Source organism: Streptomyces nitrosporeus (assembly GCF_008704555.1).
GTDB classification, from domain to species: domain Bacteria; phylum Actinomycetota; class Actinomycetes; order Streptomycetales; family Streptomycetaceae; genus Streptomyces; species Streptomyces nitrosporeus.
Genome location: NZ_CP023702.1, coordinates 605240 through 621797, shown reverse-complemented (window position 1 = coordinate 621797; position 16558 = coordinate 605240). Strand labels below are relative to the sequence as shown.

Here is a 16558-nt window from a genome sequence, read left to right as displayed (position 1 = left end):
GAAGGGCCCGCGCCGGGCCCCGTACCGAGCGGCCGTCAGCCGCCGAGCAGCGGACCGGCGGACCGGTCCAGCACCGACCCGACCCGCTCCCAGGTCTCCGTGTCCCGCTCCACCGCCGGGAGTTCGGTGTCCTGGGAGGTGGAGTTCCAGCCCGTCGCCACCGCGACCGGGTCGCCGCCGCCGGCCGCGGAAGCGGCGAGCGCCGCCGCGCCCCGGGCGACCAGTTCGCCTCCGGCGGGCACGATCAGCGGGCGTCCGGAGAGCCTGCGGACCGTCTCCACCCAGGTACGGCCCTGCGCCCCGCCGCCGATCAGCCGCAGCGGCCGGGCGGCCACCTCCGGGTCGGCCGGGTCGAGACCGCATGCCCGCAGCAGCTCGTCCATCGCCCGCAGCACGGTGAAGGCCGCCCCCTCGTAGGCGGCACCCAGCAGCTGCTGCGGGGTGGTGTCGTGCCGCAGCCCGGTCAGCAGGCCCGCGGAGAGCGGCAGATCGGGCGTGCGCTCACCGTCCAGGAAGGGCAGCAGCACGGCCTCGCCCCCCGGCGACGTGTCGTCCCGGTGCAGCCCGAACAGGGAGGCGACCTTGTCGACGGCCAGGGTGCAGTTGAGGGTGCAGGCCAACGGGAGGTACGTACCGTCGGCCGCCGCGAAACCGGACAGCGCGGTGGACGCGGGCCTGGTGCGGGAGGCGGCGAAGACCGTCCCCGAGGTGCCGAGGCTCAGCACCGGGTGGTCCAGCAGTCCGCTCCCGCCCAGCCCCAGCCCGACCGCCGCGCTCATGTTGTCGCCGGTGCCGGCCGCGACCGCGATCCCGGCCGGCAGGCCGAGCGCCTCGGCCGCCGAGGGGGTCAGCGAGCCGACGCGCACCCCGCCGGTGGCGGCGACCGGCGGCAGCAGGGCCTCGTCCAGACCGAGCAGGGACAGCAGTTCCGGGTCGTAGGAACCGGTCCTGGTCGAGTACCAGCAGGTGCCCGACGCGTCACCCGGGTCGGTCGCCGCGACACCCGCGAGCCGCTCGGTCAGGAAGTCGTGCGGCAGCCGCACCGCGGCCGCCGCCCCCGCGCTCGCCGGGTCGTTCTCCCGCAGCCACTGCCACTTCGACGCCGTCATGGAGGCGACCGGCACCGTCCCGGTCCGCGCGGTCCACGCCTCCGGCCCGCCCAGCGCGGCGGTCAGCGCCGCCGCCTGCGGCGCGGACCGGGTGTCGTTCCACAGGAGCGCCGGGCGCAGCGGGCGGCCGGACCGGTCGAGCACCACCAGGCCGTGCTGCTGGCCGGCCACGGCGATGCCGGTGACCGAGGACGCGGCCAGACCGGACTCCTTCATCCCCGCGGCCACCGCGTCGCACAGGGCCCGCCACCAGATCTCGGGATCGCTCTCGCGGGCACCGCCCTCACCCGTGACCACGTGCGGGGCCCGGCCGACGGCGAGCAGCTCGCCGGTCACGGCGTCGGTGACGGCCGCCTTGGTGGACTGGGTGGAACTGTCCACGCCGATGACGACGGTACGCGGCGGCATGGGCTACCTCTTCCTCGCATGCTGATTTTGATCGTGCGACGAACAAATTACGTGATCGAAGGCTTTCCGACCAGAGGCGACCGGCTTTCGACCTGCAGGGGGGTTACGTCGACAGGGAGTCCCGTGCATGATTAATAATGTTACTGAACAAATCGGTGACCCGGGGCGGCCGGTGCCTCACCCGACGCATGCGAAGGCGGACAGACGATGACGGAACGCTTCACTCCCACTCCTGCTGACAGGTTCACTTTCGGTCTGTGGACCGTGGGCTGGCGGGGCAACGACCCGTTCGGTGAGCCGACGCGTCCGGCGCTGGACCCGGTCGAGTCGGTCGAGCGGCTGGCGGAGCTGGGCGCGCACGGTGTGACCTTCCACGACGACGACCTGATCCCGTTCGGGTCCACCGAGAGCGAGCGTGCCGGTCACATCTCCCGGTTCAAGGACGCGCTGGAGCGGACGGGGCTGAAGGTCCCGATGGCCACGACGAACCTGTTCACCCACCCGGTGTTCAAGGACGGCGGTTTCACCTCCAACGACCGCGAGGTGCGCCGTTTCGCGCTGCGCAAGGTGATCCGCAACATCGACCTGGCCGTCGAGCTCGGCGCCACCACCTACGTCGCCTGGGGCGGCCGCGAGGGCGCCGAGTCCGGTGCGGCCAAGGACGTGCGGGTCGCCCTGGACCGGATGAAGGAGGCCTTCGACCTGCTGGGCGAGTACGTCACCGAGCAGGGCTACGACCTGCGCTTCGCCATCGAGCCCAAGCCCAACGAGCCCCGCGGCGACATCCTCCTGCCCACCATCGGCCACGCCCTGGCCTTCATCGAGCGCCTGGAGCGCCCCGAGCTGGTCGGCGTGAACCCGGAGACCGGCCACGAGCAGATGGCCGGCCTGAACTTCCCCCACGGCATCGCCCAGGCCCTGTGGGCCGGCAAGCTCTTCCACATCGACCTCAACGGCCAGTCCGGCATCAAGTACGACCAGGACTTCCGCTTCGGCGCCGGCGACCTGCGCCAGGCGTTCTGGCTCGTGGACCTGCTGGAGAGCTCCGACTACCAGGGCCCCCTCCACTTCGACTTCAAGCCGGTGCGCACCGACGGCATCGACGGGGTCTGGGAGTCCGCGAAGAACTGCATGCGCAACTACCTCATCCTCAAGGACCGGGCCGCGGCCTTCCGCGCCGATCCCGCCGTCCAGGAGGCCCTGACCGCCTCCCGCCTCGACGAACTCGCCCGCCCCACCGCCGAGGACGGCCTCAAGGCCCTCCTCGCCGACAGGACGGCCTACGAGGACTTCGACGCCGACACCGTCGCCACCCGCTCCATGGCCTTCGAAGCACTCGACCAGCTCGCCATGGAACACCTCCTCGGCGTCCGCTGAACCGGACAGCCGTAACCCGGCGGGCCGTCCCGCCGGACCCGCCGGGGGACCGGCGGAGGCGGCCCGCCGCCGTCCCGGCACCACGTCCGGGACGGCGGCGGGCCGCGGCGCCGGAACGGGGCGGGCGCCGTCCCGGGGCGGGCACCTGACGTCAGGCGCCCAGCCGCTCCGATCCGGCCGCGTACGCCGCCGGATCGGCCAGTACGTCCTGCACCACCAGCGCCGCCGCGCCCCGGGCCGCGTCGCCCGCCACGGACGAGGCACGCAGCCGGCCGCTCCCGCCGGACCAGAGCCCGGACACCACGCGGCCCGTCAGCTCCCGGTCGGCGGGCGGCGACAGCCACGGCATCAGGGGCCGGTATATCCCGCCCAGCACCACCGCGTCCGGGTCGAACAGGTTGACCGCGCCCGACAGCACCCGCCCCAGCATCCGGCCCGCCTCGGCCACGGCCCCGACGGCCCGCGCGTCCCCCGCGTGGGCACGCCGCTCCAGCTCCATCACCCCGGACGCCCCGCCGCCGGCCGCGTCGATCCCGGCCGCCCGCAGCAGCGCGGTCTGCCCCGCGTACTGCTCCAGGCAGCCCCGTGAACCGCACCGGCACTCCGGGCCGTCTGGGTCGACCACCACATGCCCGATCTCCCCGGCGAACCCGTGCGCCCCGCGCAGCAGCTCACCGTCGAGCACCAGGGCGCCACCGACACCGATCTCACCGGTCAGGTACAGAAAGCTGCGGACGGCCTCCAGCCCGCCGAACCACAGTTCGGCCAGGGCCGCGAGGTTCGCCTCGTTCTCCGAGCGCACCGGCAGCACGGCCGCGCCGGGCCGCAGCGCGGCGAGCGCACCGGCGAACACCTCCTCGGCCGGGACCTGGTTCCAGCCCAGGTTGGGGGCCTGGCGCACCGAACCGCCCGACACCAGCCCGGGCAGTGCCAGCGCCGCCCCGACCGGGAACAGGTCCTGCTCCCGGGCCGAGTCCAGGGTGCGGGCCGCGATCCCGGCCGCCCGGGCCAGGACCTCTCCGGGCGGCGCGCCCCGGTTGTCCAGGTGCTCGGTCTGCCGCACCCGGCCGGTGCCCGCCAGATCCACCACACACACCGACACGTAGTCGATGTTGATCTCCACGCCGAGTCCGGCGGGCCCGGTGCGGGCCACCTTCAGAGCGGTACCCGGGCGCCCGGCCTGGCCGCTGAACGTCTTGCCCGACTCGGTGAGGAAACCGCTGGCGATCAACTGCTCGACCAGCGAGGACACCGCGGCCCGGGTGAGCCCGACCCGGGACGAGACCCCGGCCCGGGTCGCCTCGGCCGCCGGGCCCTCCTCCCGCACCGCGCGCAGTACGAGGCTGAGATTGTGCCGGCGCACGGTGTCCTTGTCCGCCTTGGGCCCCAGCGGAGCGAGGTAGTTCTTCATATCGCCGATGAGCCTATGTGATGCCCGGCGGGCCCCCGCGAGCGGTCCGCGGACCCCGGTACGGGCGGACCGCGGACCCCGGTACGGCCGGAGAGGCCGGCCGTACCGGGGCACAGGACCTCCGGGCCGGCCCCTACAGGCCGGCCGCGTCCACCACCGCGCCCAGGTCGACGAACTTGAACCCGGTCGCCTCCCGGCCGTCCCCGGCGCCCGGGGCGGACGTCTCGTGCCCGTCCTGGACCACCAGCAGACCGTCGGGGTAGCGCGAGCCCAGCGGCTCGTTCAGCACGGCCGCGCCGTCGCACTCCTCGCTGCCGTCGAGGTCGTCCGAGACGGCGGTGACCCGGAAGCCGCCCTCGTACTCGTTGCGCTCGGAGACCTCGCGGTCGTACAGCGCGAAGGTGTCGTCACCCTGGCTGGACGCCATCAGATAGCCGTCCCCGTCCGGCTCCTGGAAGAGGGTGAGGCCCTCCACGTCGGCCGCGAGGCGCTTGCCGCCGAAACCGGGGTCGGCGCCCGGGACGCACTCCTCGGTCCCGGGGTCGTAGGTCCCCGGGACGCCGTACTCGCGGACCTTGTCGATCAGGGTGGCGCGGCCGTCAAGGGTGGCGGGGATCCGCCAGATGCCGACGTCCTCCTGGCCGGCGTAGAGCACACCGTTCGCCGGGTCTACGACCATGCCCTCGACCTGCGGCAGCTCGCCCGGCTCCCCGCAGGGGGTCCAGGACGTGCCGTCCGGCAGGCGGAAGGACGACGGGAGGGCGAGGGTGCGCACCGTGCGGTAGCCGACGGTGCCGGAGGCGTTCGGGAGCAGTTCCAGGAGGGCCAGCTCGGTCGCGTCGCGGCGGCTGACGAGCGCGTACGAGCGACCGCTGCGGCGGTCCTGCCAGGTCGCCAGACCGTAGACGGTGCTCTGCTCGTTGACCTCCTCCTGGCCGGCGGAGAACACCGGGGCGGCGGCCGGGTCCGTGACGTCGGTCAGCGGCCGTCCGGGACGGGACGGGTCTATGCGGTAGATCCTCAGCCGGTCGCTGCCCCGGTCGCTGACCACGGCCACGTCGGCGCGGCCCGAGGGCGTACGCAGGCCGGTGACCAGGTCCACGTTGTTGAACCGGCCCGGGGCGTCGTCCTCGGACGGGGCGGCCGGCGCGGGTATCGACTGGACCAGGGAGGCGTCCAGGCCGTAGACCCGCAGCCCGCCCTCCTTCGCGGTGGCCACGACCAGACTGCGCTCCGGGTCGGCGTCGTTGCGCCAGATCGCCGGATCGTCCGCGTCGGCGTTGCCGCCCGCCTCGTCGTCGTACAGCGCCGCCGTCTCGGCGGTGGCGCCGACGGCGGGCAGCGTCCGGGCGTGGGCGGGGGAGAGCGGTACGAGGGTCATCAGCGCCGTACCGAGGAGAGCGGACGCCGTCAGGCGGGAGGAGCGGTGCAGACGCACGAGGCTTCCTGTCATCAGAGGGACATGTTCATGACTCGACAGGAAGTCTCGGGCGGAAGAGGGATGCCCCGGTGTCGGCCGGGTGAGGAGGACATGGGCTCCGGGTGAATTCGCGTCGCCGGAGCGAGCGCGGGGCGGACGCGGTACAGGTGCGGAACGGACCCGGCGCGGGGTCCGGGAGGCGGCACCGGTCCGGTACCGCCTCCCCTTCCCGCTACGGCCGTGCGCCCCGGTCCTTCAGCATGCCGGTCATCAGGGAGATCTCCGACTCCTGGCCCCAGACCATGCCCGCCGCCAGGTTCCGGACGAGGTCCGTCCCCGCCTCGGCCTGTGCCGCGCGGGCCATGTCGGCCCCCGCCCGGTGATGGACCGTCATCAGCCGCAGGAACAGCACCTCGGCGTCCACCCCCTTCGCCGCGCGGAGCCCGGCCATCTCGGTGTCGGTGGCCATGCCCGGCATCAGGGAGCCGTCCTTCGCGGTGACGGAGTGCCCCATCCACTCCATCGGGGGCCGCTCCGAACTCTTCGGCCGGCCCCAGGACTCCAGCCAGCCCAGCATCATCCCCCGCTGGTTGGCCTGGGTGTTGATGATGTCGTACGCGAGCCGGCGCACCGACTCGTCCGCCGTGCGGTCCCGTACGACGAACGACATCTCCACCGCCTGCTGATGGTGGACCGACATGTCACGGGCGAACCCCACGTCCGCCGAACTCTCGGCGGGGGCCGGGGCTCCGGCACCGGAGGGGGACGCCTCCGACGGCCGTACGACCATCAGCAGCACCAGCCCCGCAGCCACCAGGAACACCACGACTCCCGCCGCCACCAGCGAACGGGGAGCGCGCACGCCCGCGGTCACCCGGCCACCCCACCGCTGCACGCGGCACCCGGCTCGGGTGTCTGCGGTCCCTGCACGTACTTCGTGAAGAACTGCGCGACACGCTTGTCCGTGGCGCTGTCCACCGTGACCTGCTTGCCCCACGCGCTGAGGACCAGCGGGTCCTTCTGGTCGGGCACGGGGCTCATCAGGGAGTACGGCGTCTTCCCGACGCGCTCGCCGAGCGCCTTGACGTCCGCGTCCGAGGCCTTGTCGTTGTAGGTGACCCACACGGCGCCGTGCTCCAGGGAGTGGACGGCGTTCTCGTTCGGTATCGGGTCGGTGTACACGTCGGCGTCACAGTTCATCCAGACCGGGTTGTGGTCACCGCCGACGGGCGGGTTCATCGGGTAGTCGACGGGCGTCTCGACGTGCTCCTGGGTGAGGTCGTCCCAGGACCGTTCGCCGGTGACCGGCGAGGTCTTCGCCTGCTCCTCGGCCTTGTCCTGCTCGTCGGCGGCGTTCATCAGATAGCCGCCTCCGACGACGAGGCCGGCGACCACGGCGACGGCGGCGGTGATGGTGACGATACGGCTGCGGCGCTCACGGGCCCGCTCCTTGCGGCGGGCCTCGTCCAGTTTGGCGCGGCGCGCGGCGGCGTTGCTGTTCGGGTTCTTGGCGGAAGCCATCTCGGGGATCCTCGGATTCGGCGGAACGCACGCGCGGCGGCACGCGCGCGGTGCATGGGTCGGAAAAAGACATGAGGACGTACGGGAGCCGCCCCACGGCACACGGGCCGGGGCACGGCGGGTCCTTCTAGATCCGCTGAATCTGGAGTCGGTGACGGTCGACGGAGTCCGCGCTCTCGTCGGACGGCCCCCGGATGGCCGCGGCACCGGTGAGCGGACCGGCCGGCGCCCCCGCCGACGTCACGCAGGGAAGGGCCACCGGAGCCGTGGGGCCGGGGAGGACGGCGGACGAGGAGTGGTCCGTGGCGCCGTGGCAGGAACTCCCCGGCCCCCGGTCGCCAGGGGCGTCGGCCACGACGACCGCGGCGGCGGTGGGCGCCGGGGTGAAGACCCGGACCGCGGCGGCGGCCTGTGCCTCACCCCGTGAGGCCGGCGCGGCCTGCGAGCAGCAGAGGAACACGGCGGCCAGGACCAGCACCCAGCCCAGCGCGGCGGGCAGCACGGCGGACGGAACGGCGGCGACAACGCCCCGCCGCCCTGTCGCGCGCACACTCGTTCCGGTCATCGCCGCCATCGTAATGGTGTGTGAAGTTTCAATGAGTACCGGCTGCAAGTTGGCGGGATGGCGCGCCCCGACGACCGCGCGGCCGCACCGGGCCGCAGGCCGGCAACCGGACCCGTACAGCGCCTCTCACCTGCTGCGCCACCGGGACGGCGGGCGGTGGGCCGGGCGCACCCACCCGGGGCGGGGAACGGCTGGATCCGGCCAGATCAGGGCCGCCCGCCGCCCCGGCCGGCCCCGTCCCGCCGCTCTTCCGTTTTTCCTCCCTCCGCCGTTCCCGCTACTCTTCCGCCCGCTCGCTCTCCGCGATCTCCTCCAGCACCCGTTCCGCGACCTTGAACGCCGAATTCGCCGCGGGCACCCCGCAGTAGACCCCCGTCTGCAACAGCGCCGCGCCGATCTCCGCCGGTGTGAGCCCGTTGCGGACCGCCGCGCGGACGTGCATCGCCAGTTCGTCGAGATGACCGTGGGCGACCAGCGCCGTCAGGGTGATCAGGCTGCGCTCGCGCCGGGGCAGCGTGGGGTCGGTCCAGACCTCCCCCCAGGCGTAGCGGGTGATGAACTCCTGGAACGGCGCGGTGAACGCGGTCGTCCCCGCCTGCGCCCGGTCCACGTGCGCGTCGCCGAGGACCTCCCGGCGCACCGCCGTACCGCTCGCCCTCCCCTCGTGGCCCGGCCCGGTGTCCGCGCCGCGCCGTGCCGCGAAATGCGCCCCCAGCGCCTCCCGCACGGCCTGCGGGCGTTCGGCGGGGGCCAGGTGGGAGGCGTGCGGGAGTTCCACCAGGGCGGCGCCGGGCACCCCGTCGGCGATCTGCCGGGAGTGCGCCGGAGGCGTCGCCGGGTCCTCGCGCCCCGCGATCACCAGCGTCGGCGCGCGTACCGAGGACAGCCGGTCCCTGAGGTCGTAGGAGGCCAGGGCGTCGCAGCAGGCCGCGTAGGCCGCGGGGTCGGCACCCAGCAGGTCGTCCAGCAGTTCGGGAGCCGTGAACCCGGGAGTGAACCAGCGGGCCGCCGCCCCCTCGGCCACCGGCCCGGTCCCACGGGCCCGCACCAGCTCCGCCCGCTCGCGCCAGGGGCCCGGGTCGCCGAACCGGGCGGAGGAGCACACCACCGCCAGCCGCTCCACCCGTTGCGGATGGTGGACGGCGAGCCAGAGGCCCACGGCGCCGCCGAGCGAGACCCCGGCGTACGAGAAGCGGTCCAGGGACAGCGAGTCGGCGAGCTCCAGCACCAGAGCGGCCAGGTCCGCGACGTCCGCCCCGGGCCCGATCAGCTCCGCGGGCGACCCGCCGTGGCCGGGCAGGTCCCACCGCACGACCCGGTGGGACGCGGCGAGTTCGGGGGCGACGCCGTCCCAGAGGGCGGTGGAAGTCCCCAGGGACGGGCCGAGCAGCAGCGGCGGCGCGGCGGCCGGTCCCTCGCAGCGGTGGTGCAGACGGGCGGATGAGGTGGTCAACGGCGCTCCAGGGCACGGTCGGTGAGCGGCCCGGCACAACCGGTGTACCGGGCGGGGTCGGTGAGCGCGGCGAGATCCAGGCCGTCGAAGGCCGGCTCCCCGGCGAGTACGTCCGCGAGCGCCGCGCCCGTCTCCCGGGACCGTGCGGCGGCCCCGGTGAGGATCTCCTTCGCGCGGGCGCGGCCCACCCGGGCCCCGGCGACGGCCACCAGCCGCTCCGAGACGATCAGCCCGCCGGTGCGGGCCAGCTGGGCCCGCATCGCCTCCGGATCGACCCGGAGGCCCTCCATCAGCGCGACGGCGTTCCGGGCGGCCCCTCCGGCGAGCCTCAGCAGGTCGCGCAGCGGCTCCCATTCGGAGTGCCAGGCGCCGGCGGGGCGCTCGTCCCCGGCGACGGCCGCGCCGTAGAGCGTGGCGGCCAGCAGCGGGGCGCGCCCGGCCGCGGCGGCGATCAGCGTGGCCCGTACGGGGTTCGCCTTGTGCGGCATCGCCGACGAGCCCCCGCCCGTACCCTCGGCGACCTCGGCGATCTCCGTGCGGGACAGGGTGAGGACGTCGGCCGCCGCCTTGCCCAGCGCGACCGCGGTGAACGCGAGCGCGCCGGCCAGGTCCACCACGGGGGTCCGCAGGGTGTGCCAGGGCAGTGGCGGTTCCGCCAGCCCCAGCTCGGCCGCGTACGCGGCGGCCAGGGGCAGCCCCGCCGCGCCGTCCGCCTCCGTACCGAAGGCGGCCATCGTCCCCGCGGCGCCGCCGAGCTGGGCGGGGAGCGCGCCGCGTACCGCGGCCAGCCGGTCCCGGGCGTCGAGCACCAGCGAGCGCCAGCCCGCCGCCTTCAGCCCGAAGGTGGTCGGCACGGCGTGCTGGGTGAGGGTGCGGCCCGGCATCGGCGTGTCACGGTGCCCGGCGGCCAGGCGCGCCAGCGCGCCGGCCGTCCGCTCCAGGTCCTCCAGGACCGGAGCCAGGGTCCGGGACGCCACCAGCATCGTGGCCGTGTCCATGATGTCCTGGCTGGTCGCCCCCCGGTGGACGTACGGGCGCACGTCCTCCTCGACCGCCGCGCCGAGCGCCGCGACCAGGGGGATCACCGGGTTGCCGCCCGAACGTGCCGCGAGCGCCAGTTCACGGATGTCGAAACGCCCGGCCCGCGCCGCGTCCGTGACCGCCCGGCCCGCGGACGCCGGGGCGGCCCCGGTGGCCGACTGCGCGCGGGTCAGCGCCGCCTCGGCGTCCAGCAGGGCCTGGAGGAAGGCGTGGTCACCGGTGGACTCCTCGGCGGGGGAGCCGGCCCGCCCGGGGGCGAGCAGACCGGCGTCGCTCTCGTGCATCAGCTGAACTCCAGGAAGACCGTCTCGCCGTCGCCCTGGAGGCGGATGTCGAAGCGGTAGGTGCGCGGGTCCGTGGGGGTCGCGACCAGTGTGGCGCGCCGTCCGGCGTCCAGCGAGTCCAGCAGCGGGTCGCCTCCCGGCGTGTCCCCGTCCGGGAGGTCCAGCAGGTCGGGCAGGTAGACACGGGTGAAGAGGTGGTGCACCAGGCCCCGGGCGAACACGGCGACACAGAGGTAGGGCGCGCCGCCCGGCCGCAGCGTACGCACCGCCCAGTGCCCGTCGGCGTCGGTCGGCACCCGGCCGAAACCGGTGAAGCGCACACCGTCGCGTCCGGTCACCCGGCCGGTCACCGGGTCACGGCGCAGCGTTCCGGGGTGTCCGGAGCGCGAACCGTCCGGCGCGGGCTGCCAGATCTCCAGCAGGGCGTCCGGTACCGGCGCGCCCTGCCCGTCGAGGACGAGGCCGTGCACGGTGACGGTGCCGGGGTGGCCGGCCGGGGCGATCTCGCCGCCGCCCGCGAAGGGCAGGGCGTATCCGTAGAACGGGCCCACGGTCTGCGACGGGGTCGGGGCAAGGGGGAGGGACATCAGGCGTCGCCTTCCTCGGTCAGGGTGGCCGCCGGACCGTCCAGGACGATGTCCCAGCGGTAGCCGAGCGACCACTCGGGCACGGACAGGTCGTGGTCGTACGCCGAGACGAGCCGCTGCCGGGCGGCCTCGTCCGTCACCGAGCGGAGCACCGGGTCGTACGGGAGGAGGGGGTCGCCGGGGAAGTACATCTGCGTCACCAGCCGCTGGCTGAAGGCCGTGCCGAACAGCGAGAAGTGGATGTGCGCGGGACGCCAGGCGTTGACGTGGTTGCGCCACGGGTAAGGGCCCGGCTTGACCGTGGTGAAGGAGTAGGCCCCGTCGTCGTCGGTCAGGCAGCGCCCGAAACCGGTGAAGTTCGGGTCGAGCGGAGCCGGGTGCCGGTCGAGCTGGTGGGCGTACCGCCCCGAGGAGTTGGCCTGCCACACCTCGACCAGCTGACCGCGCACCGGCCGGCCCGCCCGGTCCAGCACCCGGCCGCTGACGGTGATGCGCTCGCCCAGCGGCTCACCGGCGTGCTGCGCGGTGAGGTCGCGGTCCAGCGCGGTGACGTCGGTGACCCCGAAGGCGGGCCCCGAGAGTTCGACCGCCTCCGGATCGCGCACCGGTATCAGCGGCCGGTGCGGGTGGCGGTAGTGGCTGCTGCGGTAGGGCGGGTAGTCGCGCGGCGGATGGTGGGCGCCGGGCTGGGCGGCGGCCTGCGCCTCGGCCACCGCGGTGTCGATCTGCTGCTGGCTCAGACCGTCGGGGAGTGGATATCTGCTCATCTCACGGCTCCGGAAAGGGGGCGGATCGGCCGGTCGTGCTCGGTGCGGAGGCCGCGTGACGCGTAATGCTCAGTGCACTGAGTAAATGCCGATGGCTGTGAAGCTATCCAGCAGCGGCCGTGAGGTCAAGACCCTCAGTACACTGTGCAACTCATCGGGCAGGGCCCGGCCGGGGTCCGGCCGGGGACGGAGAGGACGGTGCCGTGCCGGCGGTCGATCTGAGCACCCACCCCGGGCATCTGGCCCGGCGCCTCCAGCAGGCGCACCATCTGCTGTGGAACTCGATGGTCTCCGAGGAGATCACCTCGCCCCAGTTCGCCGTGCTCAACGCGCTGACCGCGGAGCCCGGCCTGGACCAGCGGACGGTGGGGGAGCGGGTCGGGCTCGACCGCTCCACGATCGCCGAGGTGGTCACCCGGCTGCTGCGCCGGGAGCTGCTGGACAAGGCGCGCGATCCGGACGACGGACGGCGCTGGCTGCTGCGCCTGACCGACGAGGGCGAACGCGCCCATCGCAGACTGGCGCTGCGCACGACCCGGATGAACCAGGTCTTCCTCGGCCCCCTCTCCGACAGCGAGCAGCGAGTGCTGTTCGACCTGCTGCACCGGGTGTCGGACGCGGCCGAGGCCCTGCGCTCCCCGGCCCAGCCCTCCCGGACCCCGGACGGGGCGCCGGGCCCCGGCGCCGGCTGAGGCCGGGCCCCGGCGGGCCGGAAGCCAGGGTTTCGGAGTCCTGGACCCCGAAGCCCTGGCTCCCGGAGCTCCGACCCCCTGGAAACCGCCGCCCGGGTCGGTGCTCCGGGTGTTTTCGCCTTGAGCGAGTCATGGATCACTTTCAGGTGCCTCTGTGCAGCATGCTGGTGCCGTGACCGGCGGTGTTCCGGGACGGCCCGGCCGGATCGGCGCCCACCGGGAGAAGTGCGCCGTGGTGCCGCGGAGCGGGCAGATGCTTCGTGAGTGTTTTACGTGTGTAATACCTGTTAACGTAATTGAGTGAGTGATACAGCCATGCGACCCCGGAAGCCGTCCGCCCCCAGACTGCCGGTGAGCGGCACCCTCCGGCTGAGGAGCCCCGCGGAGACCTGGTACAAGCCCGCGCTGAGCGTGGTCGTCGCCTCCGGGGCACCGAACCTGCTGCTGTACTCCCTCGACCGGCTCGACCTCGTGATGTACACGATGGCCGGTTCGCTCTGCGCGCTCTACGGCCACAACCTGCCGTACGCCCGCCGGGTCCACACCGTGCTGCGGGTCGTCCTGGGCATGGTCGCGGGCCTCGCCGTCTCCCTGGCCACCGCCGCGTTCACCGACTCGACCGCCGTACTGATCGCCGTCGGCGCGGTTCTCGCGGCGGTCCAGAAGACCTTCTGCGACGCCAGCCGCATCGGGCCGCCCGGCAACGTCATCTTCACCTTCGTCAGCTCCGCCGCGCTGTTCGTCCCCCAGGAGCCGGGGCAGATCCCCGGGCACCTGGCGCTCGCCCTCGCGGCCGGGGCGTTCTCCTGGCTGGTCACCGCCGGGCCCGCGCTGTGGCGCAGGGAGGGGCCCGAGCGCCGGGCCACCGCACGCGCCCTCGACGCCGCCGCCGCGTACGCCGCCGACCCCGGCCCCCGCACCCGGCACGCCGCGGCGGCGGCAGTCCAGGGAGCCTGGCAGTCGCTCCTCGCCGCCGGCCGTCCCACCCCCGACCGGCAGCGGCTCGAACGCCTGGTCGTCCATGCCGAGCGGGCCCTCGCCGCCGTCTCCGCCGGCGGCCCCCGGGACGCCGGCCCCGGGCAGCTCGCCGACTGGGCGGCGCGGACCCGGGGCCGCGGCCCCGTACCCGACCCGCCGCCGGCCCCCGGCACCGTCGAACAGCTCTTCGGTATCGATGCGGAGCGGTCCGGACAGCGCAACCGGCGCGGCCGGCGTGAGGCCCGGCTCCGGCTGCTGCGCGCGATCAGCCCCAGCTCCCCGGTCCTGCCCGTCGCCGTCCGTACGCTCATCGGCTGCGCCCTGGCCGGCTACGTGTCCGCCGGACTCGGCGTGGGGCGGCCCTACTGGGCCCTCGTCACCGCCGCGTCCGTCTACCAGCCCAATCTCACCCTGTCCTGGAGCCGGGCCCTCCAGCGGGTGTTCGGCAACCTCGTCGGGGTCCTGGTCTTCGCCGCCGTCATCCCCGCCGCGCGGATCAGCCCGCTCGCCCTCGTCCTGTGCGTGCTCTTCTTCAACTTCGCCGCCGAAGCCCTCATCACCCGCAACTACTGGCTCGGCTCCGTCGCGGTCACCCCGCTCGCCCTGCTCGTCCTGGAGTTCTCCGGCACCCACCCCGCCTGGGAACTCATCAGCGACCGCGCCCTGGACACCCTCGTCGGCGCGGCCCTCGGCCTGCTCGCGGTGTTCGCCGTGCCCAACCGGCGGGCCGGCGGCCGGGTCGAGAAGGCCATCGCCGCGACGGAGGAGGCCCGCGCCCGCGCCGAACGGCTCCTGGCCGAACCGGCCCCCGACGCCCTGGCGCTCGAAACGGCGCGCAGGCGCCTGACCGCCGGCCTCGTCGAACTGCGGGACGCGAGCGACGTCGCGTCGGGGGAGTGGTGGCAGCGGGCACTGCCCGAGGAGGACATGCTCGCGGCCGAGCAGGCGGCGCACCGTACGCTCGCGGCGACAGCACAGCGGCAGGGACTGATCACCCTGCCCCCTTCGAACGGAGCGGTGTGACCGACGACATCGTGGCAGCGGTGGTACGGCAGTGGCAGGCCGTCAACCCGGAACTGGACACCGGGCCGATGGAGCTCATCGGCCGTATCAACCGCTGCGCGGCCCTCCTCCAGCAGGCCGAGGACGCGCCCCTGCGCGGCGCCGGACTGACCCGCGCCGAATTCGACCTGCTCGGCGCGATGCGGCGCAACGACCGGGAACTGACCCCCGGAGAGCTGGCCCGCGACACCTTCTCCTCGGGGGCCGCCGTCACCAAACGGCTCCGCGCCCTCCAGGAACGCGGCCTGATCGCCCGCCGCAGCGACGTACGGGACCGCAGGGTCGCCTACCTCCAGCTGACCGAGGAGGGCCGCGCCCTGGTGGACCGGCTGCTGCCCGCCCAGCTCGCCTACGAACGGTCGGTGCTCTCCGGCCTCGACGAGCGAAGCCGCACGGAACTGGGCGCCCACCTCAGCGACCTGCTGATCCAGCTGGAAGGCCGCCTCGGCGGGTCCCGGCGCTGACCCGGCGCCGGGCGTCGGCCCGGCGCCCGGCCCGGCACCCGGCCCCGGCCCGGCACCCGGCCCCGGCCCGGCCCGGAACGCGGGCTGGACGCGGCGGGCGTGACGGGGTGCGGCGGGGCGTGACGGGGCGCGGGCGGGACGTGATGCGGTGCCGCGCCCGAGCCTCGCCCCTCATCCGGGGCCTCCTCGGCTCCCCTGGCCTCCCTGGCCCCCCGGCGCGCGCGGACGGTCCTGGGCCGGGACCGCGGCCGGCCGGGCGGCCGACTGCCAAAGCTGCCCGGCCCGTTCGGCCAGCGCCGCGTCGTCGCCCCGGTCGGCCGGGGCGGAGGCGCTCAGCGCCATCCGGTTCCGGCGGCCCGCTCCCGGCAGGGGCACCGCGACCGCGTGGAGGCCCGGTGCGAACTCGCCCCGGCTGAAGGCCCTGCCGAGTTCCCGGACCTCCGCCAGCTCCTCCAGCAGCTTTGCCCGGGAGACCAGGGTGCGGGGGGTCAGCGGCGGCAGGTCCTCCCGCGGATACAGTTCCCGGACCTGATCGGCGGTCAGCCGCGACAGCAGTACCTTGCCCGCCGCCGTCGCGTACGCGGGCGCCACCCGGTCCGTCTCCAGCGTCACCCGCACCGGCCGGGCCGACTCGCGGCCGTCGGTGACCAGGACCAGCCCCCCGACCAGCGCCGCACACTCCACCGTCTCCCCGGTCCGCCGTGCCGCGTCGTCCAGTACGGCGGCCAGCTGCGCCCGTGCCGTGGTCCCGAGCCCCGCGGGACGCCCCAGCCGCAGCAGTCCGGGCCCGGCCTCGTAGCCACGCCCCGACGGGTCGCGGACGGCGAAGCCCCGCCCCTCCAGCGTGCTGAGCACCCGGTGCGCGGTGGAGCGGCCGATGCCCAGCCGGCCGGCCGCCTCGCTCACGGTGACGGTGTCCAGGACGAGGAACAGCTGCATCAGCCGCAGCCCCGTGTCCAGTGACTCGATCGTGTAACCACGCCCTCCGGACCGTGAACCCGCACGCCCGCCACTCCGGCGGACCTGTTCCACCTCCGCCGGCATGCGCTCGTACGGTTGTTCGTCGATCACGATTCTGCCCCTTTCGATCCGATTCGATCGCATGTGCGTTTGTCCCGTTCTGCGGTGCACGATTAATCGCACATGCGTCAAGTACTCGTTTGAATATGCGAGTTAATCCCCCTCCTTCCTGGAAACCTCCCCTGCGGAGGCACGGTCGGCGCACCGGCGCATTGTCCCGTGCTGCGGGACACTCGGGTCTGCTTTCTGATGATTCCGCCCCTCCCTCACGCACCGCACACGATCGGAAGCGCTGAGTGCGAAAACTGGTGAGTGTATTACCGCCACGGCCCTCGCGCAGGGGGTTGGGCGAATATGCCGAAGCCCTGTTCTCATCTGGTTAGGCTCACTCACAGTGAA

Annotated in this window: 15 protein-coding genes; 4 read left to right on the top strand and 11 right to left on the bottom strand. The window is 74.2% G+C overall.

The features are described 5' to 3' along the window. Positions 1 to 35 precede the first annotated feature (35 nt). Entirely contained in the window at positions 36 to 1517 is a 1482-nt protein-coding gene (xylB, locus tag CP967_RS02815; RefSeq protein WP_150486395.1) for a xylulokinase, read from the bottom strand. 207 nt (positions 1518 to 1724) lie between these two features. On the opposite strand from xylB, the gene xylA reads away from it, so the two are divergent. After that, a complete protein-coding gene (gene xylA, locus CP967_RS02810; RefSeq protein ID WP_150486394.1) occupies positions 1725 to 2894 on the top strand; it encodes a xylose isomerase in 1170 nt (389 codons plus the stop codon). A gap of 151 nt (positions 2895 to 3045) precedes the next feature. On the opposite strand, the gene CP967_RS02805 is transcribed toward xylA, so the two are convergent. The 9 genes from CP967_RS02805 to pcaH all read right to left on the bottom strand — a co-directional run bounded on the left by CP967_RS02805 (position 3046) and on the right by pcaH (position 11943). Further along, positions 3046 to 4305, bottom strand: coding sequence for an ROK family protein (locus CP967_RS02805; RefSeq protein WP_150486393.1), 1260 nt, complete (start codon positions 4303 to 4305; stop codon positions 3046 to 3048). A 133-nt stretch (positions 4306 to 4438) separates the two neighbouring features. Next, positions 4439 to 5758 carry a phytase gene (locus CP967_RS02800; protein WP_150486392.1) on the bottom strand — a complete coding sequence of 440 codons (1320 nt, stop codon included), beginning with the start codon at positions 5756 to 5758 and terminating at the stop codon, positions 4439 to 4441. A gap of 199 nt (positions 5759 to 5957) precedes the next feature. Continuing rightward, positions 5958 to 6515, bottom strand: a complete 558-nt coding sequence (locus CP967_RS02795; protein ID WP_373300444.1) for a DUF305 domain-containing protein — start codon at positions 6513 to 6515, stop codon at positions 5958 to 5960. 80 nt (positions 6516 to 6595) lie between these two features. After that, a complete protein-coding gene (locus CP967_RS02790; protein ID WP_150486390.1) occupies positions 6596 to 7246 on the bottom strand; it encodes a DUF3105 domain-containing protein in 651 nt (216 codons plus the stop codon). 127 nt (positions 7247 to 7373) lie between these two features. After that, positions 7374 to 7820 carry a hypothetical protein gene (locus CP967_RS02785; protein ID WP_150486389.1) on the bottom strand — a complete coding sequence of 149 codons (447 nt, stop codon included), beginning with the start codon at positions 7818 to 7820 and terminating at the stop codon, positions 7374 to 7376. Between the two features lie 268 nt (positions 7821 to 8088). Next, positions 8089 to 9264 (bottom strand): bifunctional 3-oxoadipate enol-lactonase/4-carboxymuconolactone decarboxylase PcaDC, encoded by a 1176-nt coding sequence (gene pcaDC / locus CP967_RS02780; protein ID WP_150486388.1) that lies wholly within the window; start codon positions 9262 to 9264, stop codon positions 8089 to 8091. Beyond that, complete coding sequence (pcaB, locus tag CP967_RS02775; protein ID WP_150486387.1) at positions 9261 to 10589, bottom strand: 3-carboxy-cis,cis-muconate cycloisomerase; 1329 nt, start codon at positions 10587 to 10589, stop codon at positions 9261 to 9263. The genes pcaDC and pcaB overlap by 4 nt, the downstream gene beginning before the upstream one ends. Beyond that, the gene (gene pcaG / locus CP967_RS02770; protein WP_150486386.1) at positions 10589 to 11176 is read right to left on the bottom strand and encodes a protocatechuate 3,4-dioxygenase subunit alpha; all 588 of its coding nucleotides are present in this window, start codon (positions 11174 to 11176) and stop codon (positions 10589 to 10591) included. The genes pcaB and pcaG overlap by 1 nt, the downstream gene beginning before the upstream one ends. Beyond that, entirely contained in the window at positions 11176 to 11943 is a 768-nt protein-coding gene (gene pcaH / locus CP967_RS02765; protein ID WP_150486385.1) for a protocatechuate 3,4-dioxygenase subunit beta, read from the bottom strand. Before pcaH ends, pcaG begins: the two co-directional genes overlap by 1 nt. Positions 11944 to 12146: 203 nt before the next feature. On the opposite strand from pcaH, the gene CP967_RS02760 reads away from it, so the two are divergent. From CP967_RS02760 to CP967_RS02750, 3 genes are all read left to right on the top strand, one after another. Further along, on the top strand, positions 12147 to 12635 hold the full coding sequence (locus CP967_RS02760) for a MarR family winged helix-turn-helix transcriptional regulator (RefSeq protein ID WP_150486384.1): 489 nt from the start codon (positions 12147 to 12149) through the stop codon (positions 12633 to 12635). Positions 12636 to 12950: 315 nt separating this feature from the next. Then, on the top strand, positions 12951 to 14636 hold the full coding sequence (locus tag CP967_RS02755; protein ID WP_150491663.1) for an FUSC family protein: 1686 nt from the start codon (positions 12951 to 12953) through the stop codon (positions 14634 to 14636). Continuing rightward, positions 14633 to 15139 (top strand): MarR family winged helix-turn-helix transcriptional regulator, encoded by a 507-nt coding sequence (locus CP967_RS02750; RefSeq protein WP_150486383.1) that lies wholly within the window; start codon positions 14633 to 14635, stop codon positions 15137 to 15139. The genes CP967_RS02755 and CP967_RS02750 overlap by 4 nt, the downstream gene beginning before the upstream one ends. 171 nt (positions 15140 to 15310) lie before the next feature. Here the strand turns inward: CP967_RS02750 and CP967_RS02740 are convergent, their stop codons facing one another. Then, positions 15311 to 16210: an IclR family transcriptional regulator gene (locus CP967_RS02740; protein WP_229888601.1), complete on the bottom strand. Its 900-nt coding sequence runs from the start codon at positions 16208 to 16210 to the stop codon at positions 15311 to 15313. Positions 16211 to 16558: the final 348 nt, after the last annotated feature.

Bases quoted from the DNA above. Each gene is read 5' to 3' on its own strand.
- xylB (WP_150486395.1), bottom strand. From the start codon at position 1,517: ATGCCGCCGCGTACCGTCGTCATCGGCGTGGACAGTTCCACCCAGTCC.
- xylA (WP_150486394.1), top strand. From the start codon at position 1,725: ATGACGGAACGCTTCACTCCCACTCCTGCTGACAGGTTCACTTTCGGT.
- CP967_RS02805 (WP_150486393.1), bottom strand. From the start codon at position 4,305: ATGAAGAACTACCTCGCTCCGCTGGGGCCCAAGGCGGACAAGGACACC.
- CP967_RS02800 (WP_150486392.1), bottom strand. From the start codon at position 5,758: ATGACAGGAAGCCTCGTGCGTCTGCACCGCTCCTCCCGCCTGACGGCG.
- CP967_RS02795 (WP_373300444.1), bottom strand. From the start codon at position 6,515: ATGGTCGTACGGCCGTCGGAGGCGTCCCCCTCCGGTGCCGGAGCCCCG.
- CP967_RS02790 (WP_150486390.1), bottom strand. From the start codon at position 7,246: ATGGCTTCCGCCAAGAACCCGAACAGCAACGCCGCCGCGCGCCGCGCC.
- CP967_RS02785 (WP_150486389.1), bottom strand. From the start codon at position 7,820: ATGGCGGCGATGACCGGAACGAGTGTGCGCGCGACAGGGCGGCGGGGC.
- pcaB (WP_150486387.1), bottom strand. From the start codon at position 10,589: ATGCACGAGAGCGACGCCGGTCTGCTCGCCCCCGGGCGGGCCGGCTCC.
- pcaG (WP_150486386.1), bottom strand. From the start codon at position 11,176: ATGTCCCTCCCCCTTGCCCCGACCCCGTCGCAGACCGTGGGCCCGTTC.
- pcaH (WP_150486385.1), bottom strand. From the start codon at position 11,943: ATGAGCAGATATCCACTCCCCGACGGTCTGAGCCAGCAGCAGATCGAC.
- CP967_RS02755 (WP_150491663.1), top strand. From the start codon at position 12,951: ATGCGACCCCGGAAGCCGTCCGCCCCCAGACTGCCGGTGAGCGGCACC.